The organism is Salegentibacter flavus (genome assembly GCF_900115145.1).
Classification (GTDB): domain Bacteria; phylum Bacteroidota; class Bacteroidia; order Flavobacteriales; family Flavobacteriaceae; genus Salegentibacter; species Salegentibacter flavus.
Window position 1 is genome coordinate 21498 of sequence record NZ_FOVL01000010.1, and the last position, 20363, is coordinate 41860.

At 41.4% G+C, this 20363-nt stretch carries 16 protein-coding genes; 14 read left to right on the forward strand and 2 right to left on the reverse strand.

Features of this window, described 5'->3' with window-relative positions; translation table 11 throughout:
• Positions 1-85: 85 nt before the first annotated feature.
• The 14 genes from BM266_RS09085 to BM266_RS16940 all read left to right on the forward strand — a co-directional run bounded on the left by BM266_RS09085 (position 86) and on the right by BM266_RS16940 (position 16186).
• Positions 86-2584 carry a glycoside hydrolase family 31 protein gene (locus BM266_RS09085; protein WP_093408840.1) on the forward strand — a complete coding sequence of 833 codons (2499 nt, stop codon included), beginning with the start codon at positions 86-88 and terminating at the stop codon, positions 2582-2584.
• 17 nt (positions 2585-2601) lie between these two features.
• On the forward strand, positions 2602-4746 hold the full coding sequence (locus BM266_RS09090) for a glycoside hydrolase family 97 protein (RefSeq protein WP_093408626.1): 2145 nt from the start codon (positions 2602-2604) through the stop codon (positions 4744-4746).
• A gap of 192 nt (positions 4747-4938) precedes the next feature.
• On the forward strand, positions 4939-5148 hold the full coding sequence (locus BM266_RS09095) for a hypothetical protein (protein WP_093408628.1): 210 nt from the start codon (positions 4939-4941) through the stop codon (positions 5146-5148).
• 95 nt (positions 5149-5243) lie between these two features.
• On the forward strand, positions 5244-5696 hold the full coding sequence (locus BM266_RS09100) for an SRPBCC domain-containing protein (RefSeq protein WP_093408631.1): 453 nt from the start codon (positions 5244-5246) through the stop codon (positions 5694-5696).
• A 58-nt stretch (positions 5697-5754) separates the two neighbouring features.
• Positions 5755-7122, forward strand: a complete 1368-nt coding sequence (locus BM266_RS09105) for a short-chain fatty acid transporter (protein ID WP_093408633.1) — start codon at positions 5755-5757, stop codon at positions 7120-7122.
• Between the two features lie 85 nt (positions 7123-7207).
• Positions 7208-7681, forward strand: a complete 474-nt coding sequence (locus BM266_RS09110) for a hemerythrin domain-containing protein (protein ID WP_093408636.1) — start codon at positions 7208-7210, stop codon at positions 7679-7681.
• Positions 7682-7954: 273 nt separating this feature from the next.
• Positions 7955-9268: a TolC family protein gene (locus BM266_RS09115; RefSeq protein WP_093408638.1), complete on the forward strand. Its 1314-nt coding sequence runs from the start codon at positions 7955-7957 to the stop codon at positions 9266-9268.
• A gap of 48 nt (positions 9269-9316) precedes the next feature.
• Positions 9317-10387: an efflux RND transporter periplasmic adaptor subunit gene (locus BM266_RS09120; protein WP_093408641.1), complete on the forward strand. Its 1071-nt coding sequence runs from the start codon at positions 9317-9319 to the stop codon at positions 10385-10387.
• Between the two features lie 69 nt (positions 10388-10456).
• Entirely contained in the window at positions 10457-13720 is a 3264-nt protein-coding gene (locus tag BM266_RS09125) for an efflux RND transporter permease subunit (RefSeq protein WP_093408643.1), read from the forward strand.
• Between the two features lie 64 nt (positions 13721-13784).
• Positions 13785-14090 (forward strand): hypothetical protein, encoded by a 306-nt coding sequence (locus BM266_RS09130; RefSeq protein WP_093408646.1) that lies wholly within the window; start codon positions 13785-13787, stop codon positions 14088-14090.
• 256 nt (positions 14091-14346) lie between these two features.
• Positions 14347-14955 (forward strand): TetR/AcrR family transcriptional regulator, encoded by a 609-nt coding sequence (locus BM266_RS09135; protein WP_093408648.1) that lies wholly within the window; start codon positions 14347-14349, stop codon positions 14953-14955.
• Positions 14956-14957: 2 nt separating this feature from the next.
• A complete protein-coding gene (locus tag BM266_RS17485; RefSeq protein WP_093408651.1) occupies positions 14958-15602 on the forward strand; it encodes an ABC transporter permease in 645 nt (214 codons plus the stop codon).
• Positions 15603-15632: 30 nt separating this feature from the next.
• The gene (locus tag BM266_RS09145; RefSeq protein WP_093408653.1) at positions 15633-16031 is read left to right on the forward strand and encodes a hypothetical protein; all 399 of its coding nucleotides are present in this window, start codon (positions 15633-15635) and stop codon (positions 16029-16031) included.
• Entirely contained in the window at positions 16010-16186 is a 177-nt protein-coding gene (locus BM266_RS16940) for a DUF2141 domain-containing protein (protein WP_139220616.1), read from the forward strand. Before BM266_RS09145 ends, BM266_RS16940 begins: the two co-directional genes overlap by 22 nt.
• A 34-nt stretch (positions 16187-16220) precedes the next feature.
• Here BM266_RS16940 and BM266_RS09150 read toward each other — a convergent pair whose 3' ends face one another.
• Together BM266_RS09150 and BM266_RS09155 are read right to left on the reverse strand one after the other, a co-directional pair.
• Entirely contained in the window at positions 16221-17513 is a 1293-nt protein-coding gene (locus BM266_RS09150) for a S41 family peptidase (protein WP_175494785.1), read from the reverse strand.
• Between the two features lie 456 nt (positions 17514-17969).
• Positions 17970-20363 carry a TonB-dependent receptor gene (locus BM266_RS09155; protein WP_175494786.1) on the reverse strand — a complete coding sequence of 798 codons (2394 nt, stop codon included), beginning with the start codon at positions 20361-20363 and terminating at the stop codon, positions 17970-17972.

A 20363-nucleotide genomic window follows, 5' to 3' on the forward strand; every position in this document is an offset into this window, starting at 1 on the left:
CATCTGAATAAACGCGGGTGTCCGGCTTATTCATATTTTCTTTTCCAGGTTGAGAAGAGGAATCAGCTTCAGAATGAAAAAGAATATGAAAAAGATACAATTAATAATTACCCCTGTTTTTTTGTTGTTTTTTGCGCTTGGATTTTCTCAGGAAAACTTCAGTAGCGAGTGCAGTGAAATACTTGAAAAGGAAGGTAATAGAGTGGTTTTTGGATGTGATGCAGGAGCAAAAATCTCACTGGAATTCCTGGATGCCAAAAACATTAAATTTTGGTATGCTCCCAATGGAAAATTTGAAAGAAACAATGAGTCCTTCGCGGTAATCGATGAGAAGTTCGATCCCGGATTTTCCATTAATGTAGATGAATCTAATGCTGCTTTCGAGATCTTCACCGGAGATCTTAGGGTAGTGGTTGAAAAAGCACCCTTTAACGTGAAGATTTTTGATAAATACCAACGGCTGGTGATGGGCGATTTTGCTGAAGAAGCCTATACCACAGAAGGTACCGGAGTTACTGCAAAAAAGATACTGAGAAAAGATGAACAGTTTTTTGGATTGGGTGAAAAAACCGGACCGCTAAATCGCAGGGGGAATTCTTATACCATGTGGAATAGCGACAAACCCTGTTATTCTGATGTGGAAGATCCACTTTATAAAAGCATTCCGTTTTTCCTGAGCACCTATAATTTCGGAATTTTCTTCGATAATACTTATAAAACCCAATTCGATTTCGGGGAATCTTCAGAAGAGCATTTCTCTTTTTCCGCACCTGATGGCCCTTTTATTTACTACTTCCTTTACGGAAAAAACCATAAGGAGGTCATTGGTAGTTATACCAAACTTACCGGCCAGCCTATCATGCCGCCAAACTGGGCGCTGGGATTTTCCCAGAGTCGGGGTATGCTTACCAATGAAAAACTTACCCGCCAAATTGCAAGGGAATACCGGGAGCGGGAAATTCCCAATGACATAATTTACCAGGATATTGGTTGGGTAGACGGACTGCAGAGTTTTGACTGGCGTGAAGACCGCTATGATGATCCTGAAAAAATGCTTACTGATCTTGCCGAAGATGGATTTAAAGTGATTATTTCCCAGGATCCTGTGGTCTCGCAATCTACCGAAGGACAATGGAAAGAAGCCGATGGAAAAGGCTATTTCGCGCTGGATGAACGCACCGGAAAATCTTACGACATGCCCTGGCCATGGGGCGGAAATGCGGGAGTGGTAGATTTCACCAAACCCGAAGTAGCCGACTGGTGGGGAGAACTTCAGCAGAAACCGCTTGATGACGGGGTGAAAGGTTTCTGGACCGATATGGGTGAACCTGCCTGGAGCAATGAAGAAGATACCGATCGCCTGCATATAAAACATCACAAAGGAATGCACAATGAGATCCATAATGTGTACGGACTGGAGTGGGATCGCGTGGTGACCGAGCAATTTGAGAAAAGAAATCCGAACCAGCGCGTGTTCCAGATGACCCGTGCAGCCTATGCCGGGATGCAGCGATATACTTTTGGATGGAGTGGTGACAGCGGCAACGGAAGTGATGTAACAGCCGGCTGGGAAAACCTTGCCAATCAAATTCCGGTTGGATTATCTGCAGGACTTGGGCTTATCCCGTTTTGGGCCACCGATATTTCAGGATATTGTGGAGATATTGAGGATTACGGAGAGTTCTCTGAACTTTATGTTCGCTGGCTTCAGTTTGGAATTTTTAATCCTTTAAGCCGTGCCCATCACGAAGGTAACAACGCTGTGGAACCCTGGCTTTTCGGCGAGGAAGCTGAAAAAATTTCAAAAGCCGCCATTGAACTTAAATACCAATTGCACCCTTATCTTTATACATATTCCCGGGAAGCCTATGATACCGGCCTGCCTATTATGAGACCCCTTTTTCTGGAGTATCCTACCGATGAGAAGACCTATGAAATAGACGAACAATTCATGTTTGGCGAAGAATTTTTAGTGGCGCCGGTAGTAGAAGAGGGCATCACTTTTACTCAGATTTATTTACCCAAAGGAGAGTGGATAGATTATAACGATCCGCAGCAGAAATTTTCCGGAGAGCAGTTTATAGATTATGATACTCCACTGGACAGGATTCCTCTTTTTGTAAAAGCAGGAGCCATAATTCCGAAAATGCCTGTGATGCCTTATATAGGCGCTATGGATAACGCCCCGATGATCCTGGAAATATTTCCTTCCAATAAAGCTTCGGAATTCACCATTTATGAAGACGACGGAACAACCAATGGCTATAAAAACGACGAATTTTCTAAAACGAAAATAGAGGCTGTGCCGGGCGCTTCAGCGATTTCAGTTAAGATCAATACGCCTGAAACTTCAGGATATGAAACTGAAGAAAGAAATTTCTGGCTGGAAGTTCATTTAGAAGAGGAGCCGGGAAAAATTCAGCTTAATGGAAAAGAACTCAGTAGTAAAGCACTTTCAGAATTAAAGGAAAATTGGAATTCTGATTTTAATGAGGAAGGTCATAGCTTTGATAAGGAAAACAATATACTTTACCTCAAATTTCCCGACACCAAAAAAGAACAGCTAATTGAAATTGAAAAATAATCCCCAAAACAAATAAAATGAAAAGATTTTTGATAATATCAAGCCTTTGGCTGGTAGCGGTTACCACCACCCTGGCACAAGACCTGCAGTCACCGGACGGCAACCTTGAAATGAATTTTAGCCTGCAGGAAGATGGTACCCCTGTTTACAGTCTAAATTATAAAGGACAGGAAGTTATAAAAACAAGTAAGTTGGGATTGGAACTAAAGAATGACGAGCATTCTCTTCTAGCCGGTTTCAGCATTGAAGATACCGCAACTTCTCATTTTGATGGAACCTGGGAGCCGGTTTGGGGAGAAGAAAAGGAAATTAGAAACCATTATAATGAGCTTGAAGTAAAACTCAAACAAGCTGAAACCAACAGAGAAATGGTATTGCGTTTTCGATTGTTCGATACGGGACTTGGCTTTCGTTATGAATTTCCGCAGCAAAACGAGCTGGGGCACTTCGTGATCAAAGAAGAGAGAACTCAGTTTGCTATGGCGGGAGACCATACGGCTTTCTGGATTCCGGGAGATTACGATACCCAGGAATACGATTACATAGAATCAAAACTTTCGGAGATACGCGGACAAATGGAAAAGGCCATTACGGGCAATCTTTCACAAACATCTTTCTCCAACACCGGGGTGCAAACCTCTTTAATGATGAAATCTGATAACGGAATTTACATCAATCTCCACGAGGCCGCACTTATCGATTATGCCGCTATGCATCTTAATTTGGACGACGAGAAGATGATCTTTGAATCCTGGTTAACTCCAGATGTGAATGGAGATAAAGGATACCTGGTTTCCCCAACTCAATCTCCATGGCGTACTGTGATGGTGAGCGATGATGCCAAAGATATTCTGAGATCAAGAATCACCTATAACCTGAACGAGCCTCTTGCCATAGAAGATCCTTCCTGGATCAAACCTATGAAGTATATCGGGGTTTGGTGGGAGATGATCACCGGGAAGAGTTCATGGAACTATACCGATGAATTTACCGCGGTAAAACTCGGCGAAACCGATTTTGATGCTGCAGAACCCAACGGGCGCCATGGAGCTAATAACGAAAATGTAAAAATGCATATCGATTTTGCTGCTGAACACGGTTTTGATGGGGTTCTTGTGGAAGGCTGGAATATAGGTTGGGAGGATTGGTTTGGACATTCGAAAGATTATGTTTTTGACTTTGTAACTCCTTATCCTGATTTTGATGTTGAAGAAATAAGAGATTACGCCAAAAGCAAGGGTGTGGAAATGATCATGCACCACGAGACATCTTCTTCGGTGAGGAATTATGAACGTCACCTGGATACTGCTTATGCTTTTATGAATAAACATGGTTACAACGCGGTAAAGAGTGGATATGTGGGAGATATTTTACCCAGGGGAGAAAATCATTATTCTCAATGGTTGGTAAACCATTATCAGTATGCCCTGGAAAAAGCGGCAGATTATAAAATAATGATAAATGCTCATGAGGCTGTGCGCCCCACCGGTATTGCGAGAACTTATCCGAACCTTATCGCTAACGAATCTGCGCGTGGAACCGAATACCAGGCTTTTGGAGGTTCTAAACCTAACCACGTGACCGTTCTGCCATTTACCCGTTTAATAGGAGGGCCAATGGATTACACCCCGGGTATCTTTGAAATGGACATCAGTAAATTAAATCCTGATAACGACTCCCACGTGAATAGTACCATTGCCAATCAGCTGGCTTTGTATGTAACTATGTATTCTCCGCTGCAAATGGCAGCCGATCTCCCTGAGCATTACGAGCAATTCCCCGATGCTTTTCAGTTCATCAAAGATGTGGCTTTAGACTGGGATGAAAGTATCTACCTGGAGGCTGAACCTGGTTATTACCTCACAATCGCCCGAAAGGAAAAAGGAGAGAATAACTGGTTTGTTGGAAACGTAAACGGAAATGAAGAACGCATTTCCAATATTTCGTTTGACTTCCTGGACAAAGACAAAGATTATATCGCCACTATATATTCTGATGGAAAGGATGCACACTACAAAGACCATCCTCAGTCTTATGAGATCAGAGAAGTACGCGTAAATCACAGGTCTAAACTTTCTCAGGTTTCTGTGCCTGGTGGAGGTTATGCTATCAGCATTATGGAAGTTGATAAGGATAAAGCAAAACAGGTAAAGAAATTGTAGGTTTCTATCTGAAAAAATAATGCGGCCAAAACCCTCATCCTAGCCGGTGGGGGTTTTGGGTTTTGAGAAATCAATTCTTAATCTTAGAGTTTCTTTTCTATAATTTCTCTTAGAAATTTTATAGATTTATAGGGTGTTAATCAAAGGACCCGCCCAAAGCCCTACCTTCGGCGGGATTTTTTATTTCGTATTATGACCAGTCTCAAACGCTTTTTTCTATTATTCGTTCTTCTCGGAAATTTTCTTGCAGCCGCACAAAATGAAGAAAAGATCAAAGTTTTAAACTATACCACTTCCCATTTAACCAATACTTCAGATGCGTATTCTTCTTATTTCGATGTTTTTCTGAAGCACAATCCGCAATTTGAACTTATAGACGCCACGGAGTATACCGATTTTTAGCCTGTGCTACTTTCGCTTTCAGTTTAAACTGAAAGAAAAGACTTAGCTGAATAAAAATTCACTAATTTGAAGGTTCATTAAAGAAGCCGTAAACAATGCAAAAACTACTTCAGGTAAAAGTTGCCTTGCAGATACAGAAATCTGCCGCCGAGGTTTTTGAAGCCATCGTAAATCCGGAGAAAATGAAGAATTATTTTATTTCGGAGAGTACGGGGCCAATGGAAGAAGGAAAGGTACTGGTGTGGAAGTTTCCGGAGTTTGAAGAGGAAGCCCCGGTAAGAATAGATAAGATCGAAAAGGATAAGTATATCTCCTTTTATTGGGATATTGATGAAGAAGAACTGCTCACCGAAATCGAACTGCGTCCCGCCGGGAATAATTCAACGGTCGTGCATATCACTGAAAAAAGCCGGCAGAACGATGAAATGGGCATACAGTGGCTACAAAATAATACCGAGGGCTGGTCAAATTTTCTCGTTTGCCTAAAGGCTTATCTCGAGTACGGCATAAACCTGAGAGAAGGTGCTTTTGATTTTCTGCGGAAATAATATCGATTAAACTTAAACCTCCAAAATAATTATCTTAGCAGGTAAACAAGCAATCTTAATGTCTGCCTCCCATTTTGTAGAAAAAACATTTAAAAAACTCATTCCGGCACCATTTACCCTGGCAGTCTTACTTAGCCTGCTCACTTTAGCTATCGCTTTTGTGTTTACAGGAGACCGCAGTGGAGATTCGGCTGTGCAGATCCTGGAATTTTGGCAATCCGGAATGTGGGACCCGGCTCTGCTGGTCTTTATGGTGCAGATGATGCTTATTCTTGTGCTGGGTCACGTTTTGGTGCTCAGCAAACCTGTTGCCTGGTTAACGAGTCAACTTACCAAAATAGTCACCAATAACGCCAGCGCCGTGATTATTGTTTCGGTTTCCACCATGCTGGTGGCTTTTTTTAACTGGGGCCTGGGGCTGATCTTCGGTGCGATTATGGCCAGGAAAGTTGCTGAAGCTTCACAGGAACGAGGATTTAAGATCAACTATCCACTAGTAGGTGCTGCGGGTTACGTAGGCCTGATGGTGTGGCACGGGGGCATTAGCGGAAGCGCGCCTTTAAAAGCTGCCGAAAGCGGGCATCTGGCAAGCCTGTTCCCGGGCGGTGATCCGGCGCTACTCGCACAATTACCTGATAGTATCCCTGCCGATACTACTATTTTTGCAAGCTGGAACCTGATTATTTTCGGGGTTCTGCTTGTGCTTATTCCGCTGGTGCTGTATTTGGTTTCCAGAGCTTCAGGGACTGTCCCAGTAAAATTAGAATCACAGGAGAAAGTAAGTTTTAAGCTTGCAGTAACGGGTGCAGAAAAACTGGATCATTCCAAATGGCTTAAATTTATTTTTGGTTTATTGTTGTTAAGCGCATTCTTCGCTAGTTATTCTGAACAACTTCTTGCCGGAAATCTAACGCCTAATATGCTGAACTTTTTGATGCTTTGTCTATGTATTCTGATGCACGATTCTTTTGCTTCTTTTCTAAAAGCTTTGGAAAAAGCCATAGGTGGGGCGGCGGCTATTCTGATACAATTTCCTTTGTACTTTGGGATTATGGGGATTATGCGGGAAACCGGATTGGTTGCAGATATCGCTAACTTTTTTGTAAGTTTCGCAACAGATGTTAGTCTGCCGGTGTACAGCTTTTTTAGTGCTGGCCTGGTGAATATCTTCGTGCCCAGCGGTGGCGGGCAGTGGGCTGTTCAGGGCCCGGTGGTTCTGGAGAGTGCCTTAAAGCTGGGAGTGCCACTCAATAAAGCGGTGATGGCCCTAGCCTATGGCGACCAGATAACCAATATGCTCCAGCCGTTCTGGGCTTTACCACTGCTGGCCATCACTAACCTGAAAGCCAGAGATATTTTACCTTATACCTTAATACTTATGCTGGTGGGAATTCTGGTTTATGTTGGTGGTTTGCTGCTGATCTAAATATTTTCCAGGTTCCAAACGACGAACAAAGTACGCTAGTCAAAATGATAATCCTTATCTTAGAGGTGCAACAAAATTTCTAAAAATGGCTGAAGCACCTAAAAACAAACCTATTAAAAGACATAAAGCGATCCAACCTCTAAGCCGGGAACACCATCAGGGACTTTTGCTGTGCTGGAAGATAGGTAAGGGTTTTGAAAAGGATATTGCCCCGGAGCGGATGAAAACTTATTTGGAGTGGTTTTGGGAAAATCACCTGAAACTTCATTTTGAAATTGAGGAAAAATATGTTTTTCCGGTGTTGGGTGAAGATCATAAGCTGGTAAAACAGGCCTTGGAAGAACACGAGCATCTAAAATATTTATTTCAGGCTAAAGAAGATCTAGCCGAAAACCTTAAAATGATAAGAAGGGATCTGGAAGCCCATATCAGGTTTGAGGAGCGCGTTTTATTTAATGAAATTCAGCAAAAAGCTTCCGAAGAAGATTTTCAAAAACTTCTGGAGCATCATGATCAGGAAATTTCCTGTGGACTTTGGCACGACGAATTCTGGATATAAGCGCCAATCTGCATAAATGTTCCTGTAACAAATGTTACTTGCGGGTGCTGTAAGGTTTTTCTATTTCTTCAGAAAAATCAATAGAACACTTATAATTTTCACTTTAAAACCCTTTGAAAGGCTTGATTTCAAAGGGTTTTAATTCATGTGGTTGATTTCTCCTTTAGACGCTTATAGTAAAATTTTTCAAAATATTGCTTGTTTGCTTAGGTAACAAGGGTTACAGGCTTAGCCTATCCTGCGGCTTATTTTTGCCAACAAATTAAGTAACCCATGAAACAATATATATATCTTTTTATATTAACAATACTATCTGGAAGTTATCTCTTTGCTCAGGAAACCACAGCTCTCTCTAAGGAGGAGGTTTTGGCCCGGGTACTGGAGAACAACCGAAGCTTAAAAATATCTGAACAGGAGTTTTTCCAGTCCAGAGCAGACTACCGCCAAACCAATGCGGTGTTCTTGCCAAATATTAAGGCGTCGCATACCGGTTTTACTACAACCAATCCGTTGATGGCTTTTGGCTCAAAGCTCAATCAGGAAATACTTACCCAAAACGATTTTAACCCGATGTTGCTTAATGACCCGGATCGGGTTAACAACTTTGCCACAAAAATCGAGGTACAACAACCTCTTGTTAATGTTGACGGCTTCTTGCAACGCCAGGCTGCTAAATCCAAGATGCAGGCCACCGAACTCCAGGGAGATCGTACCCGGGATTATGTGCTGCTGGAAGTAGAAAAGGCTTATATGGAGCTTCAGCTAGCTCATAGAGCAGTTGCGGTTTTGGAGAAAGCTCAGGAGGCAGCTTTGGAGAATAAAAAACTGGCAGATAACAGTTTTAAGCAAGGCTACTTACAACGTGCCGATGTACTTGCTGTTGATGTTCGCGTGAGCGAAGTAAACAACCAATTGCAAATGGCAAGAAGTAACGTGCAAAATGCATCAGATTATCTCTCATTTTTGATGAATGAAGAAAGCGGAAAAACCTGGATGCCATCAGACCAGCTGCAGGCTGAAAGTCTTTATTCCGCAGAGAGCCTTCAACTTTCTAATAATCGTGCCGATATCCAGGCTATGGAATTCGCGACAGATGCCTATGAAAAAATGAATAAGGCCGATAAGATGGCATTTTTACCCAGGCTTAATGCCTTCGGAAGCTATGAGCTTTATGACGAGGATATATTCCAGGGTGCAGCTAACGGATATATGGTAGGTGCTGAACTAAGCTGGGACCTGTTCCAGGGAAGCAAACGCTTCGGAAAAGCCCAAAAAAGCAAAGCAGAATTTGAACAGTCTAAACTGGAGCTCGATCAATATAAGGCGAAGAGCCAAATGGAGATCAACCGGGCCAAACGCAATGTGGAAGATCTTTATGATAAAATGAAACGCAGTGAACTTGCTGTAGACCAATCGGAGGAAGCTTTCCGCATAAGAACTAACAGGTTTGAACAGGGACTTGAAAAAACCACAGATCTCCTGCAAACCGAAACCCAATTTCAGCAAAAACAACTGGAATATTACCAGACGATCTTCGAATATAATTTCGCAAAATCCTACCTGGAATTTTTAACAAAAGCAGAATAATCACTAATTAAATATAATCTCTCATCGAGAGAAGAAATCACTATAAAAATGAAAACAAGAATTTTACTCACTTTAGTTCTGGCAACAACATTATTTATTAGCTGCGGCGATAATGAGAAAGAAGCTGTAAAAGAAGTTGCTGCAATCCAGGTAACTACAAGTACCCCTGTTTCGGCTTCAGGAGGAAAACTTAGTGTAAGCGGTACTGTGGAAGCAGAGAACAATGCTACGCTAAGTACCCGAATGATGGGATACATCAATAAAGTAAACGTAAATACCGGAGATAAGGTTAATAAAGGTCAGGTTTTGGTGTCGATTAACAATGCTGATCTTCAGGCGAAAAGAGCCCAGGTAAATGCCGGTATAAATGAGGCTACTGTAGCTTTCCAAAATGCTAAAAAAGACTATGAACGATATCAGGCTTTATTTGCCGAGAACAGTGCTTCCCAGAAAGAAGTAGACGATATCACAGCTAATTATGAAATGGCTAAGGCAAGATTGGAATCGGCTAAAGCGATGAAGAACGAGATCGATGCCCAGTTTGCCTATGCAAATATAAGAGCGCCTTTTAGCGGGGTGGTTACCAATAAATTCGTTGAAAATGGAGATATGGCCAATCCCGGAATGCCTTTGATCGCTATTGAAGCTCCCGGAGATTTTGAGATTCGTGCAAGTGTACCGGAATCTTCCATTGGAGCAATAAACTCAGGGGAAGAAGTTGAAGTGCTGATCAAGTCTCTTGACCAGCCTTTAAAAGGAAAAGTTATTGAAGTAAGCAGCTCTTCCAGTAACACCGGTGGTCAATTCCCGGTAAAGATCGCTTTAGAAAAAACTGATCTTCCGGTAAGATCAGGAATGTATGCTACGGTTCAATTTCCTGTTGAAGCAGATGAAAACACTCAGGGGCCGGTTACTGTGTCTACGGACGCCATTATCACTCAGGGGGACCTTCACGGAGTTTATACCGTAAGCCAACAGAACACGGCGATGCTTCGCTGGTTGCGATTAGGTCGTACCTACGGTGACCAGGTGGAAGTGCTTTCAGGGCTTTCAGCAGACGAGCCCTATATTATTTCTGCTGAAGGAAAGTTGTACAACGGTGCAAAGGTGAAAATGTAATTCAACCTGAAGTAATTAATCTGATACTATAAAGAATGTTCTCTAAGGGAGAACTGAAAAAATATAAAAATGAAAGAAGGTTTAGCAGGAAAAATAGCCAGGGGGTTTATAGACTCCAAACTCACCATACTACTGATGGTTGTTTTTATGGTGATTGGCGTTTACAGCTCATTTTTGATACCTAGAGAAGAAGAACCCCAGATTGACGTGCCTATGGCCGATATCTTTGTAGGCTATCCCGGGGCAAGCCCTACCGAGATGGAATCTCGGGTTATAAAACCCATAGAGAAAATAGTTTCCAACATAAAAGGAGTAGAGTATGTGTATTCAACTTCTATGCAGGAACAAGGGATGGTGATCGTGCAATTTTATGTAGGAGAAGATATAGAGCGCTCTTACGTAAAACTCTATAATGAGATCATGAAACATATGGACCAGATTCCCGAAGGGGTTACCCCCCCTTTGGTGAAAACAAGGTCTATAGACGATGTGCCTATGCTGGGTTTAACATTGTGGAGTGAAAACTACGACGATTACCAGCTGCGACAAATTGCCAATGAAGTAAATCACGAGATAAGCAAAGTGACCGATGTTGCTGCTACCCATAGAATGGGAGGCAGGAACCGGGAGATTCGCGTGGTAATGGATAAAAATAAAATGGCTTCGGCAGGAGTTGATCTTTTAGGGGTTAGCGAAAAAATAAAAGCCAATAATACCCAGATGAGTTCCGGGAGTTTTACCCGAAATGATACTGAATTCCTTGTAAATACGGGAAGTTTTCTTCAAACCACCGATGATGTTGAGAATTTAATTGTAGGCATCAATCAAAATCAGCCTGTGTATTTAAAGCAGGTAGCTCAGGTACTGGATGGCCCTGAATTGCCTACAGAATACGTTAATTTTGGGTTTGGACAGGCTAATACGGCGATAGCTTCAGATTATCCATCGGAATATCCTGCGGTAACTATTTCTGTAGCGAAAAGAAAAGGTGCTGATGCGATGAAGATCGCCGATTTGGTTTTGGAAAAGGTGGAACATTTAAAGACCACCATGATTCCTTCTGATGTGCACGTGGAGGTAACCCGTAATTACGGAGAAACTGCTTCGCAAAAAGTTTCAGAATTATTATTGCACCTAATAGGGGCTATAATCGCGGTAACTATCGTAGTTATGCTGGCAATGGGCTGGCGTGGTGGTTTGGTGGTTTTCCTTTCGGTGCCGGTAACTTTTGCGCTTACTCTGCTGAGTTACTACCTTCTGGATTATACCCTGAACAGGATCACTCTTTTTGCCCTGGTTTTTGTAACCGGTATTGTGGTTGATGACTCGATTATTATTGCTGAAAATATGCACCGCCACTTCAAGATGCGAAGGCTTCCATTTAAACAGGCCGCACTTTATGCGATTAACGAGGTAGGTAACCCGACAATCCTGGCGACCTTTACGGTTATCGCCTCAGTATTGCCAATGGCTTTTGTAAGCGGACTGATGGGGCCTTATATGAGTCCGATGCCGATCGGTGCTTCTATCGCGATGATACTTTCACTTTTTGTAGCGCTAACTATTACGCCATATCTGGGATATTTATTCCTACGGGAAAAAGGAGATAAAAATGGTTCAGCTCAATCAGAAGGACAGAGATTGGAAGATTCAAGAATTTATAAACTCTATCGAAGATTAGAGCAACCGCTTTTAGATAGTCCGGTTAAGCGGTGGTCGGCTCTTGCGATTACTTCTGTATTGCTTATTGGATCTGTATTGATGTTCTTTACGGAGACTGTATTAGTGAAAATGTTACCCTTCGATAACAAGAATGAATTTCAGGTAGTAATTGATATGCCTGAGGGAACTACCCTGGAGCGCACGGCTGTTGTGACCAAAGAAATAGGTCAATATCTTGCCGATCGCCCGGAAGTAGTGAATTATCAATCTTATGTGGGAACTTCGGCTCCAATAACCTTCAACGGACTGGTGCGTCATTATGATATGCGTGGAGCTTCAAATACCGCCGATATTCAAGTGAATATTACGGATAGAGGTGAACGTAGTGCCCAAAGTCACGATATCGCGAAATTAGTGCGGCCGGATATTCAGAAGATAGCTTCAAAATATGGTGCCAACGTGAAAATTGTTGAGGTTCCGCCGGGACCACCGGTGCTTTCAACTATTGTTGCTGAAATCTATGGCCCCGATTATGAAGAGCAAATTGAAGTAGCCGATGAGGTTAAAAATATATTGAATAGCACCACCGATGTTGTGGATGTAGACTGGATGGTAGAAGCCGATCAAACCGAATTTGTTTACGAAATTGATCGGGAGAAGGCTATGCGCTACGGAGTAGCTCCGCAACAGATTGTTTATACATTAAGATCGGCCTTAGGTGATAAAGCGGTAACGCATTTGTACGATGAAGATGCCACTGAAAGAGTAGGAATACAACTTGCCCTTGCTGAACAGGAAAAAGCGAGTCCGGAGGCCATAGCGCAACTGGAGATTGTATCTGCGCAGGGAAATATGGTGTCTATTGGAGATCTTGTAAATATTAAAGAGAGCACCCTGGATAAAAGTATTTACCGCAAAAACCAGAAACGCGTGGTTTATGTGCTTGGAGATATGGCAGGAACCCTGGAAAGTCCTGTTTACGCCATTCTTGGTATGGAAGAAAAATTAAAAGAAATTCCATTGCCGGCCGGTTATACTATGAATGAATTGTATTTAGAACAACCTCAAAAAGAAGATGATTATACGGTAAAATGGGATGGCGAGTGGCAGATCACCCTGGAAGTTTTCCGTGACCTGGGAATTGCATTCCTTGGAGTTATCATCATCATTTATATGCTGATAGTTGGCTGGTTCCAGGACTTCAAAACCCCGATTGTGATGATGGTGGCGATTCCGCTCTCTATGGTGGGAATTGTACTGGGTCACTGGATCATGGGAGCTTTCTTTACTGCAACTTCCTTTATCGGGATGATCGCTCTCGCCGGAATTATGGTGCGAAACTCCGTTTTGCTCATAGATTTTGTTAACCTCAGATTGGAAGATGGAATTCCTCTTAAGCAGGCCATCATCGAGGCAGGGGCAGTGAGAACTACGCCAATTCTGTTAACTGCAGGAACGGTAGTAATTGGTGCCTTTGTGATTCTTTTTGACCCGATTTTTCAGGGTCTGGCAATCTCTCTAATGGGAGGAACCATTGGTTCTACATTCCTCACGCTGCTGGTAGTTCCAGTTGTGTACTATCTGCTTGTAAGAAAGAATTATCCTGAGGAAAAACAAACGGCCAGAAGAGTTAAGATTGAGGAGGATGAAAAGAAGGAAATTGAAGGGTAAATGTCGTAAATTTAACAGGAAGATAAGCCGCAATGTTTTTAAATACTGATATAAAAATAAAACGATGAAATTATTAATGGTAACTACAGTAGCCGAATATCAGAAAGGGGTACTGAAACTTTTTAAAGAGGCAGGTATTGAGGCCTTCAGTACTTCTGAGATAGACGGTTATAAAAGTAACGATTCCCTCATAGCAACCCAAAGCTGGTTTCCCAGTGAAAAGGGAGGGAGTGAATCACTATTGTATTTCTCTTTTACTAAAAATAAAAAGATAGACGAGTTTTTTAAGCTGGTAGAAGAATATAATAAACACCTGGAGACCGATAATCCTATAAGGGTTGTTGTGGTGCCGGTTGAAAGAGCAATTTAGGAGGGATCCTGAATTTTGCAAGGAGGAGAATATGACAGGAGTTAGTTTTAACTTCCAATTAATCTTTTCTCATATTAATTAGGTTTTTTAGGTTAGAAACCGCCTCCAGGAATGGAGGCGGTTTTGTTTTAATCAATTTTTCAAAAGATTTTAAGGGTTCATTTTCCTGATCAATAATTTTAACATTTTCTATAGTCTATTTTTTAAGTTTTCAATTATCTTTGTTAACCAAATGGTTAAACTGTATAGTTGAAAAATGAAAGCTAAACACGAAAATACTGAATCAGAGATATTGGAGGCTGCAAAAACTGTTTTTCAGCAGAAGGGTATGGCAGGGAGCAGGATGCAGGAAATCGCTGATAAAGCCGGGATTAATAAAGCGATGTTGCATTATTATTTCCGCAGCAAGCAGATGCTTTTTGAAGCCGTATTTAAAAACGCGTTTAAGTTGTTGGCTCCGCAATTAAAGAAGGTCCTTGACGAGGATGCCGATCTTTTTGACAAGATCAGGGGTTTTACCAATAGCTATATATCTTTTGTGATAAAGCACCCTTACCTGCCTAATTTTATTATTCAGGAACTGAATAAAACCCCCGATTTTATTGAACGTCTGAGGGCTGATAAAGATTTTCCGAATATTGAAAAATTCAAGCTACAGGTTGAAGACAATGTAAACCGGGGTGTAATTAAACCTATTAGTGGGGAACAACTGTTTATCAATATTATGTCGTTGAATATCCTGCCTTTTATTGCGGCGCCTTTGTTTAAAGGTTTTCTGGATGCTAACGATAAAGAATACCGTGTTTTAATGGATCAAAGAAAAACAGAAGTTGCCGAATTTATTATCAATTCAATAAGACTTTAGAAATGAGATTTTTAAGTGTAATTATTATTTTTTTGTTGACCTTTTCGATGGAAGCCCAACAGGTTCTTAGCCTGGAGGAAAGTTATGAGTTGGCAGAAAAAAACTATCCTCTGGCCAGACAAGGAGAGCTGTTGGGTAATAAAACCGAAGCTGAAGTTTCGGAGATTCAGAAAGATAAACTGCCTAGAATAGACCTGAATGCCCAGGCTCATTATCAATCTGAGGTGATTTCTTTTCCCTTCCAGCTTCCTAATACCACAATGGAAACACCAAATAATGATGTGCCTTTTGTGGGGAATATTGGATTGATCTATTTGTTTACTGCAGTTTACCTTCTTGTAATCCTGGGAATGGGACTTTTCATCTCTAATTATACCGATACGCAGCAACAAGCTATGTTTATTGCCTGGTTTTTTATGGTGGTATTTATCCTGATGAGTGGATTATTTACACCTATTGAAAGCATGCCAGACTGGGCTCAGAAGCTTACCCTGCTTAACCCTATACGGTATTTTGTAGAAGTGATTAGAATGGTAATGCTTAAGGGATCGGGGTTAGGAGATATTTTATGGCAGTTTGGAGTGATGAGCTTTTTTGCTGTCGTCCTGAACGCCCTGGCTGTATGGAGTTATCGTAAAACACAATAGGAATAGTTCCCGGGATTAATTAAGAACATTATGAAAAAGTTATTTTATTATATCGCCCTTGGGTTTTTTCTGGTCTTTACCCTGGTTACCCTATACTTAAGCAGTAGTATAATCTTCGATTGGTTTGAGTTAAGAGAGGCTCAAGGTGACTATGTGCTGTTTGTAGTGTGGGTGAACTTTATCGCTGCCTTGATTTATCTCGTTGCACTTTTTGGCTTTTTCAAGTATAAAAAGTGGACCTGGAAAGTTTTGGGAGTGGCTGCACTCATGATTTTTGCAGCCTTTATAGGTTTGCTTTTTCATATAGATTCTGGTGGTGCATATGAACTGGAAACCATTCGGGCACTGGTTTTGAGGTTTATTATTACTACCGGATTTGCAATTCTTGCATATTTTAAAATAAAAAAATGGAAAAACATAGAAAACTAATGTTCGGCATAATTGCCAGCTGTATCCTGTTATTTTCGACGGGGGTATTTAGTCAGGAAACTTCTTCTCTTTCAGTAGAGGTAAAAAACCTGAGAAATTCTGAAGGAAAAGTCTTATTTGCGATCTATAATGAAGATGGGACCTTTCGAATTTAATGGAAAAGGCATTTCAGCTAAGCCTAACCAAAAACTAATCCCTGGACAAGGTTCTAGTTTTTCCCGAAACAAGGATTTCATTCATATTCTTTCTGTCTTCAGAAAACTGCAGGCGTACCCCAGATTTATTTCTGATCGTGAACTCGTGTTCACCTAAAGGTATCAGCTCAAACTGCATGCCTGCTCTTTCGTAGATTAACCTGCTTTTTTTAAAAAGAATTTTATTGCCTCCGTAGGAGCCAGCATAAGAGTTTAGTTGTTCAGTATTCAGTATAATGGGGTCTTTTTTTGCTTTCACAGTTTTAAGATACCATTGATAGATAGCTTTCTTTTTGTCATCTACGGTTTTCCTGGAGAGGTTTTCAAGAGCCTTGAGATGCGTAAAGGTTAGAGATTCTTCTTCAGGAACCTGGATGTGCGGAATAATTCCTGTACCTTCCCAATTGGTGTTCGTTATGGGGCTGTAGGCTCTGCCGCTGGGTATAAAAATAATGAAGCTGTCATTGATGTTTTGAGTGCTGCCGGGATTTGCTGCCCCAGCTGTAGTTTCGCCAATTAGCCTTCCACGCTCCAAATTCTTGATATTAAATGCGAATTCTTCGGCTGCAGAAAAACTTCGTTTACTGGTTAATACGTATACATCGGCATTTGGATTACGTTTTCCGGGAACATGAGGCAAGGTCCAGGTTTGCATATGCTTATTGGTTGGACGATTGTAAAAATTATTGAGATGCACCGGTTCTGCTTCAAAAAGGTATGACTGGATAAGCTGGATCATCTCAGGGCTTCCACCACGGTTATTTCTAAGGTCGAAAATGATAGCATCGGTATTGGCCAGGAAATTCATGGCGGCAATGGCAGTTTCTGCTGCGTATTCAGGACTAATAAAAAGCCGCAGGTCAAGATAGCCAATATTTCCATCCAGTATTTTTACCTCATTAAAACCAAAATTTTCTCGTTTAAGGCTCTCTATAGTACCCGCGGCCAAATCTGTTTTTATTTTTTTATTTTTCTCTTCAGCAATACTTTCGGGATCAAATTTCACCTTAATATGAAGATCGTTGGTGATTGACCTGAGATCCTCAGTAAGCGTCCGGGCAAATTCTTCCGGAAGCTTCGTGGAGCTATAGATACCTTGCTTTTCGTTTTCTTTTAGCAGCGCCATAGCCTCTTTGGCTACTTCTGGAAATACGTAGGTGGAGTCCATGAATTTTTCAATTGTTTCTATAACTGCTTTTTTTTCTTCGGAAGTAATCCTTTCTTGAGAAAAACCCGGAAGACTGGAAATCATGAGTGCGAGGATGATTATAAATTTTGAATTTTTCATAGAATAAATTTTAATGATCATTAATTACTCAAATATACTATGGTAGTATCCTGACCCCAATCCAATTTGGATGAACCGGGATATGGGGCAAATGAATCGGGAAAAAAAGCGATGAAACAGGATTAAGCTATACTGCCAGTTATCCTTTTCCCTTAAAATTTTAAATTAACTCAATCCCTTGGTTTCTTGTTTAACCTATCAAGAAACGCTGCACTGTAATGGTGGCCTGGAAATGCGGCGAAATCCATTTCCAACATCGCTTTTGCCCTTTCCTGGAAATCAGTATTAACATAATAACGAGCGAGTAGATACAGCTCAAAAGCTTAGTATAAGTTCCTGTTCTGAAGACCAGGCGGGAGAATCTTTCTGCAAGGTTCCAGCTGTCTGGCTTCCAAAAAAAAAGAGAATCCCGGGCAGATGCCCGGGATCTCCCGTGATGCAGGGTATCGAAAACGGCTATTTTCCACCTGCTCTGTTAAGTTCTTCTAAACTGTTTTGGCGAACTTTTTTGTTTGAATTCGATTTTCTGAAAGTATATCTGAGATTGAGACTTACGGAACGTTCATCAAAGTACTGATCTATTTTAATTGTATTGTCAAGAAAATCAGCATTGACATCCATTTCCATTCCTTTAAAGATATCGGTTGCATTTAGAGTTACCTCCAGTTTATCATTGAAAAATGACTTTTTAAGACCGGCATCGAGCCACCATTGGCTGGCAATATTGTATACTCCGTATGCCATAGGACCTCTGTACGTGCCGTTCAGTTCGAATTTTATGTTCAGGGGAAGATTGATCTGGTGATTCGACTGAACAAGATAAAAGAGGTTATCATTTTCTACGGATTGTTCATCTATAGTAAGATCATATTTCTGCTGATTTAAGACCATGGTGTTATTCATCTTCCAGAAGGAAGCTAATTCCACAGGAGCTACTAAAGTAGCACTGTAATTCGTAAAATTGTCCAGGTTCCGTGTGGTAAAAGCTGTTTTACCGGTCTGTGAATCAGACGCAGGTACTTCAATAAAGTAATCATTTGTACTTTCATAGGCCAGCAAAAGATTGAACTTTTTGAAGAAAGTCTGGGTCAACTTATAGGAATCGGTTATCTGGGCCCGCAGCTCGGGATTTCCATCAACATAAGTATATGGATCCAGATAGAATATAAAAGGATTGAAATTGCTGTAATTCGGTCTTGATATCCTTCTGCTATAGGCATAATTCAACTGGTAATTTTTACTTACCTTCTGCTCAAGCATGGCATTGGGAAAGAACTCCAGGTATTCCCTCTCATTACTTTCGTTCATTTTAAAGGATCTTCCCTCTCCATAAGTCTGTTCAGCTCTAAGCCCGGCCTGGAAATTCCAGGTGTCATTGAACCTGTTGCTATAACTTGCATACGCCGCATAGATCTCCTCTTCATATCTGAAACGGTCGCTCATGGAGGGATCTAACTGGCGATCGTTATTTTCAGTTACGAAATAATTTAGTTCACTGTCAGATATTACCTTACTGGCCTTTACTCCCAGTTCAAGATTAGAACTGGTTGACAGTGGTGTCATGAAATCTATTTTTGCAGCGTAAATGCTGTAGTCTGATAGGCTGTTATTGTCGAGGAGTTCCAGTACTTTAGAATCATCAGTGTGGTAGGTATAAGTATTTGTGAAACTGGCATTAACTTCGTTTTTGAGTCTCACATAATCCACATCGGCCGATATGGAGGTTCCTGTAGTATCCAGTTTTCCCGTATAGTGAACATTGAACTGCCCGTTTGAAAAACTGTCATTCCTGTTGTTAAGGGCATCTACGCTAACGAAAGGACCATTTACAGGGTGCCGCAAAGTACTGAAGGTATTCCAGTCATCTTGTCTGTCCTTGTAAATAAGATTGGCCATTATTCCAATGCTGTGATTGTCATTAAAATCGTAATCTGTTCCAATTCGAAGAGATGGAACAAATTGTTCGCTTTCCTGAAGTCCTGATTGTTCGTATATGGAAAAATCCTGGTTACCGGGAAATGTTCTGATCACCTTCTGTGGCCTGTAATCTCCCCGTTCAGACAGATCTAGATTGAAGAAAGAATTCCAGTTTCCTTTGTTATAGCTCAAATTAGTACCTCCATTGAATAATTTCTGATTACTTACTTTATACCCCCCGTAAATACTACCAGTAAGTCCGGTGCCGATATTCTTCTTAAGGTTTATGTTCAAAATCCCAGCAGTACCTTCGGCATCATATTTGGCTGAAGGGTTATGGATCACTTCAATTTCTTCTATGCTTTCTGCAGGCATGCTCTCGAGCAAGGTCTGGAGTTCCTTGGCTGAAAGATAAGTCATACGCCCATCGAGCATAACAGTTACTCCTTGGTTTCCGTTGATCATAAAGTCCCCATCCTGTCCAACTGAAACTCCGGGTGCTCTGGAAAGCATTTCATAAGCCGTTCTGCCGGCAGCAACAGCAGTTCCTTCCACTTTCATCACCATTTTGCCATTTTCGACTTTTACACGTGGCCTCCAGCTATGGATCATAACCTCGTTAAGCATGGCCATTTCTTCCCGCATGGTAACCAACCCGAAATCCCTGCTGAAATCTGAACTGGCTATTTCAAATAATGGACTAAATGTGGATTCAAAACCTATGGCGCTGAATCTCAGTACATATGTTCCATTTTTAGGGGGTTTCAGATTAAAGGTCCCATCCATTTCTGTAGTCGATCCCGTTACCAGTGTAGAATCGGGTAATTTCATTACTGCGACAGTCGCAAAAGGTATGGATTCTTCTTCCTGGTCCATAAGGCTCCCGCTGAGCAAACCCTGCTGAGCGATACTAATCTGTGTTATTAAACACAT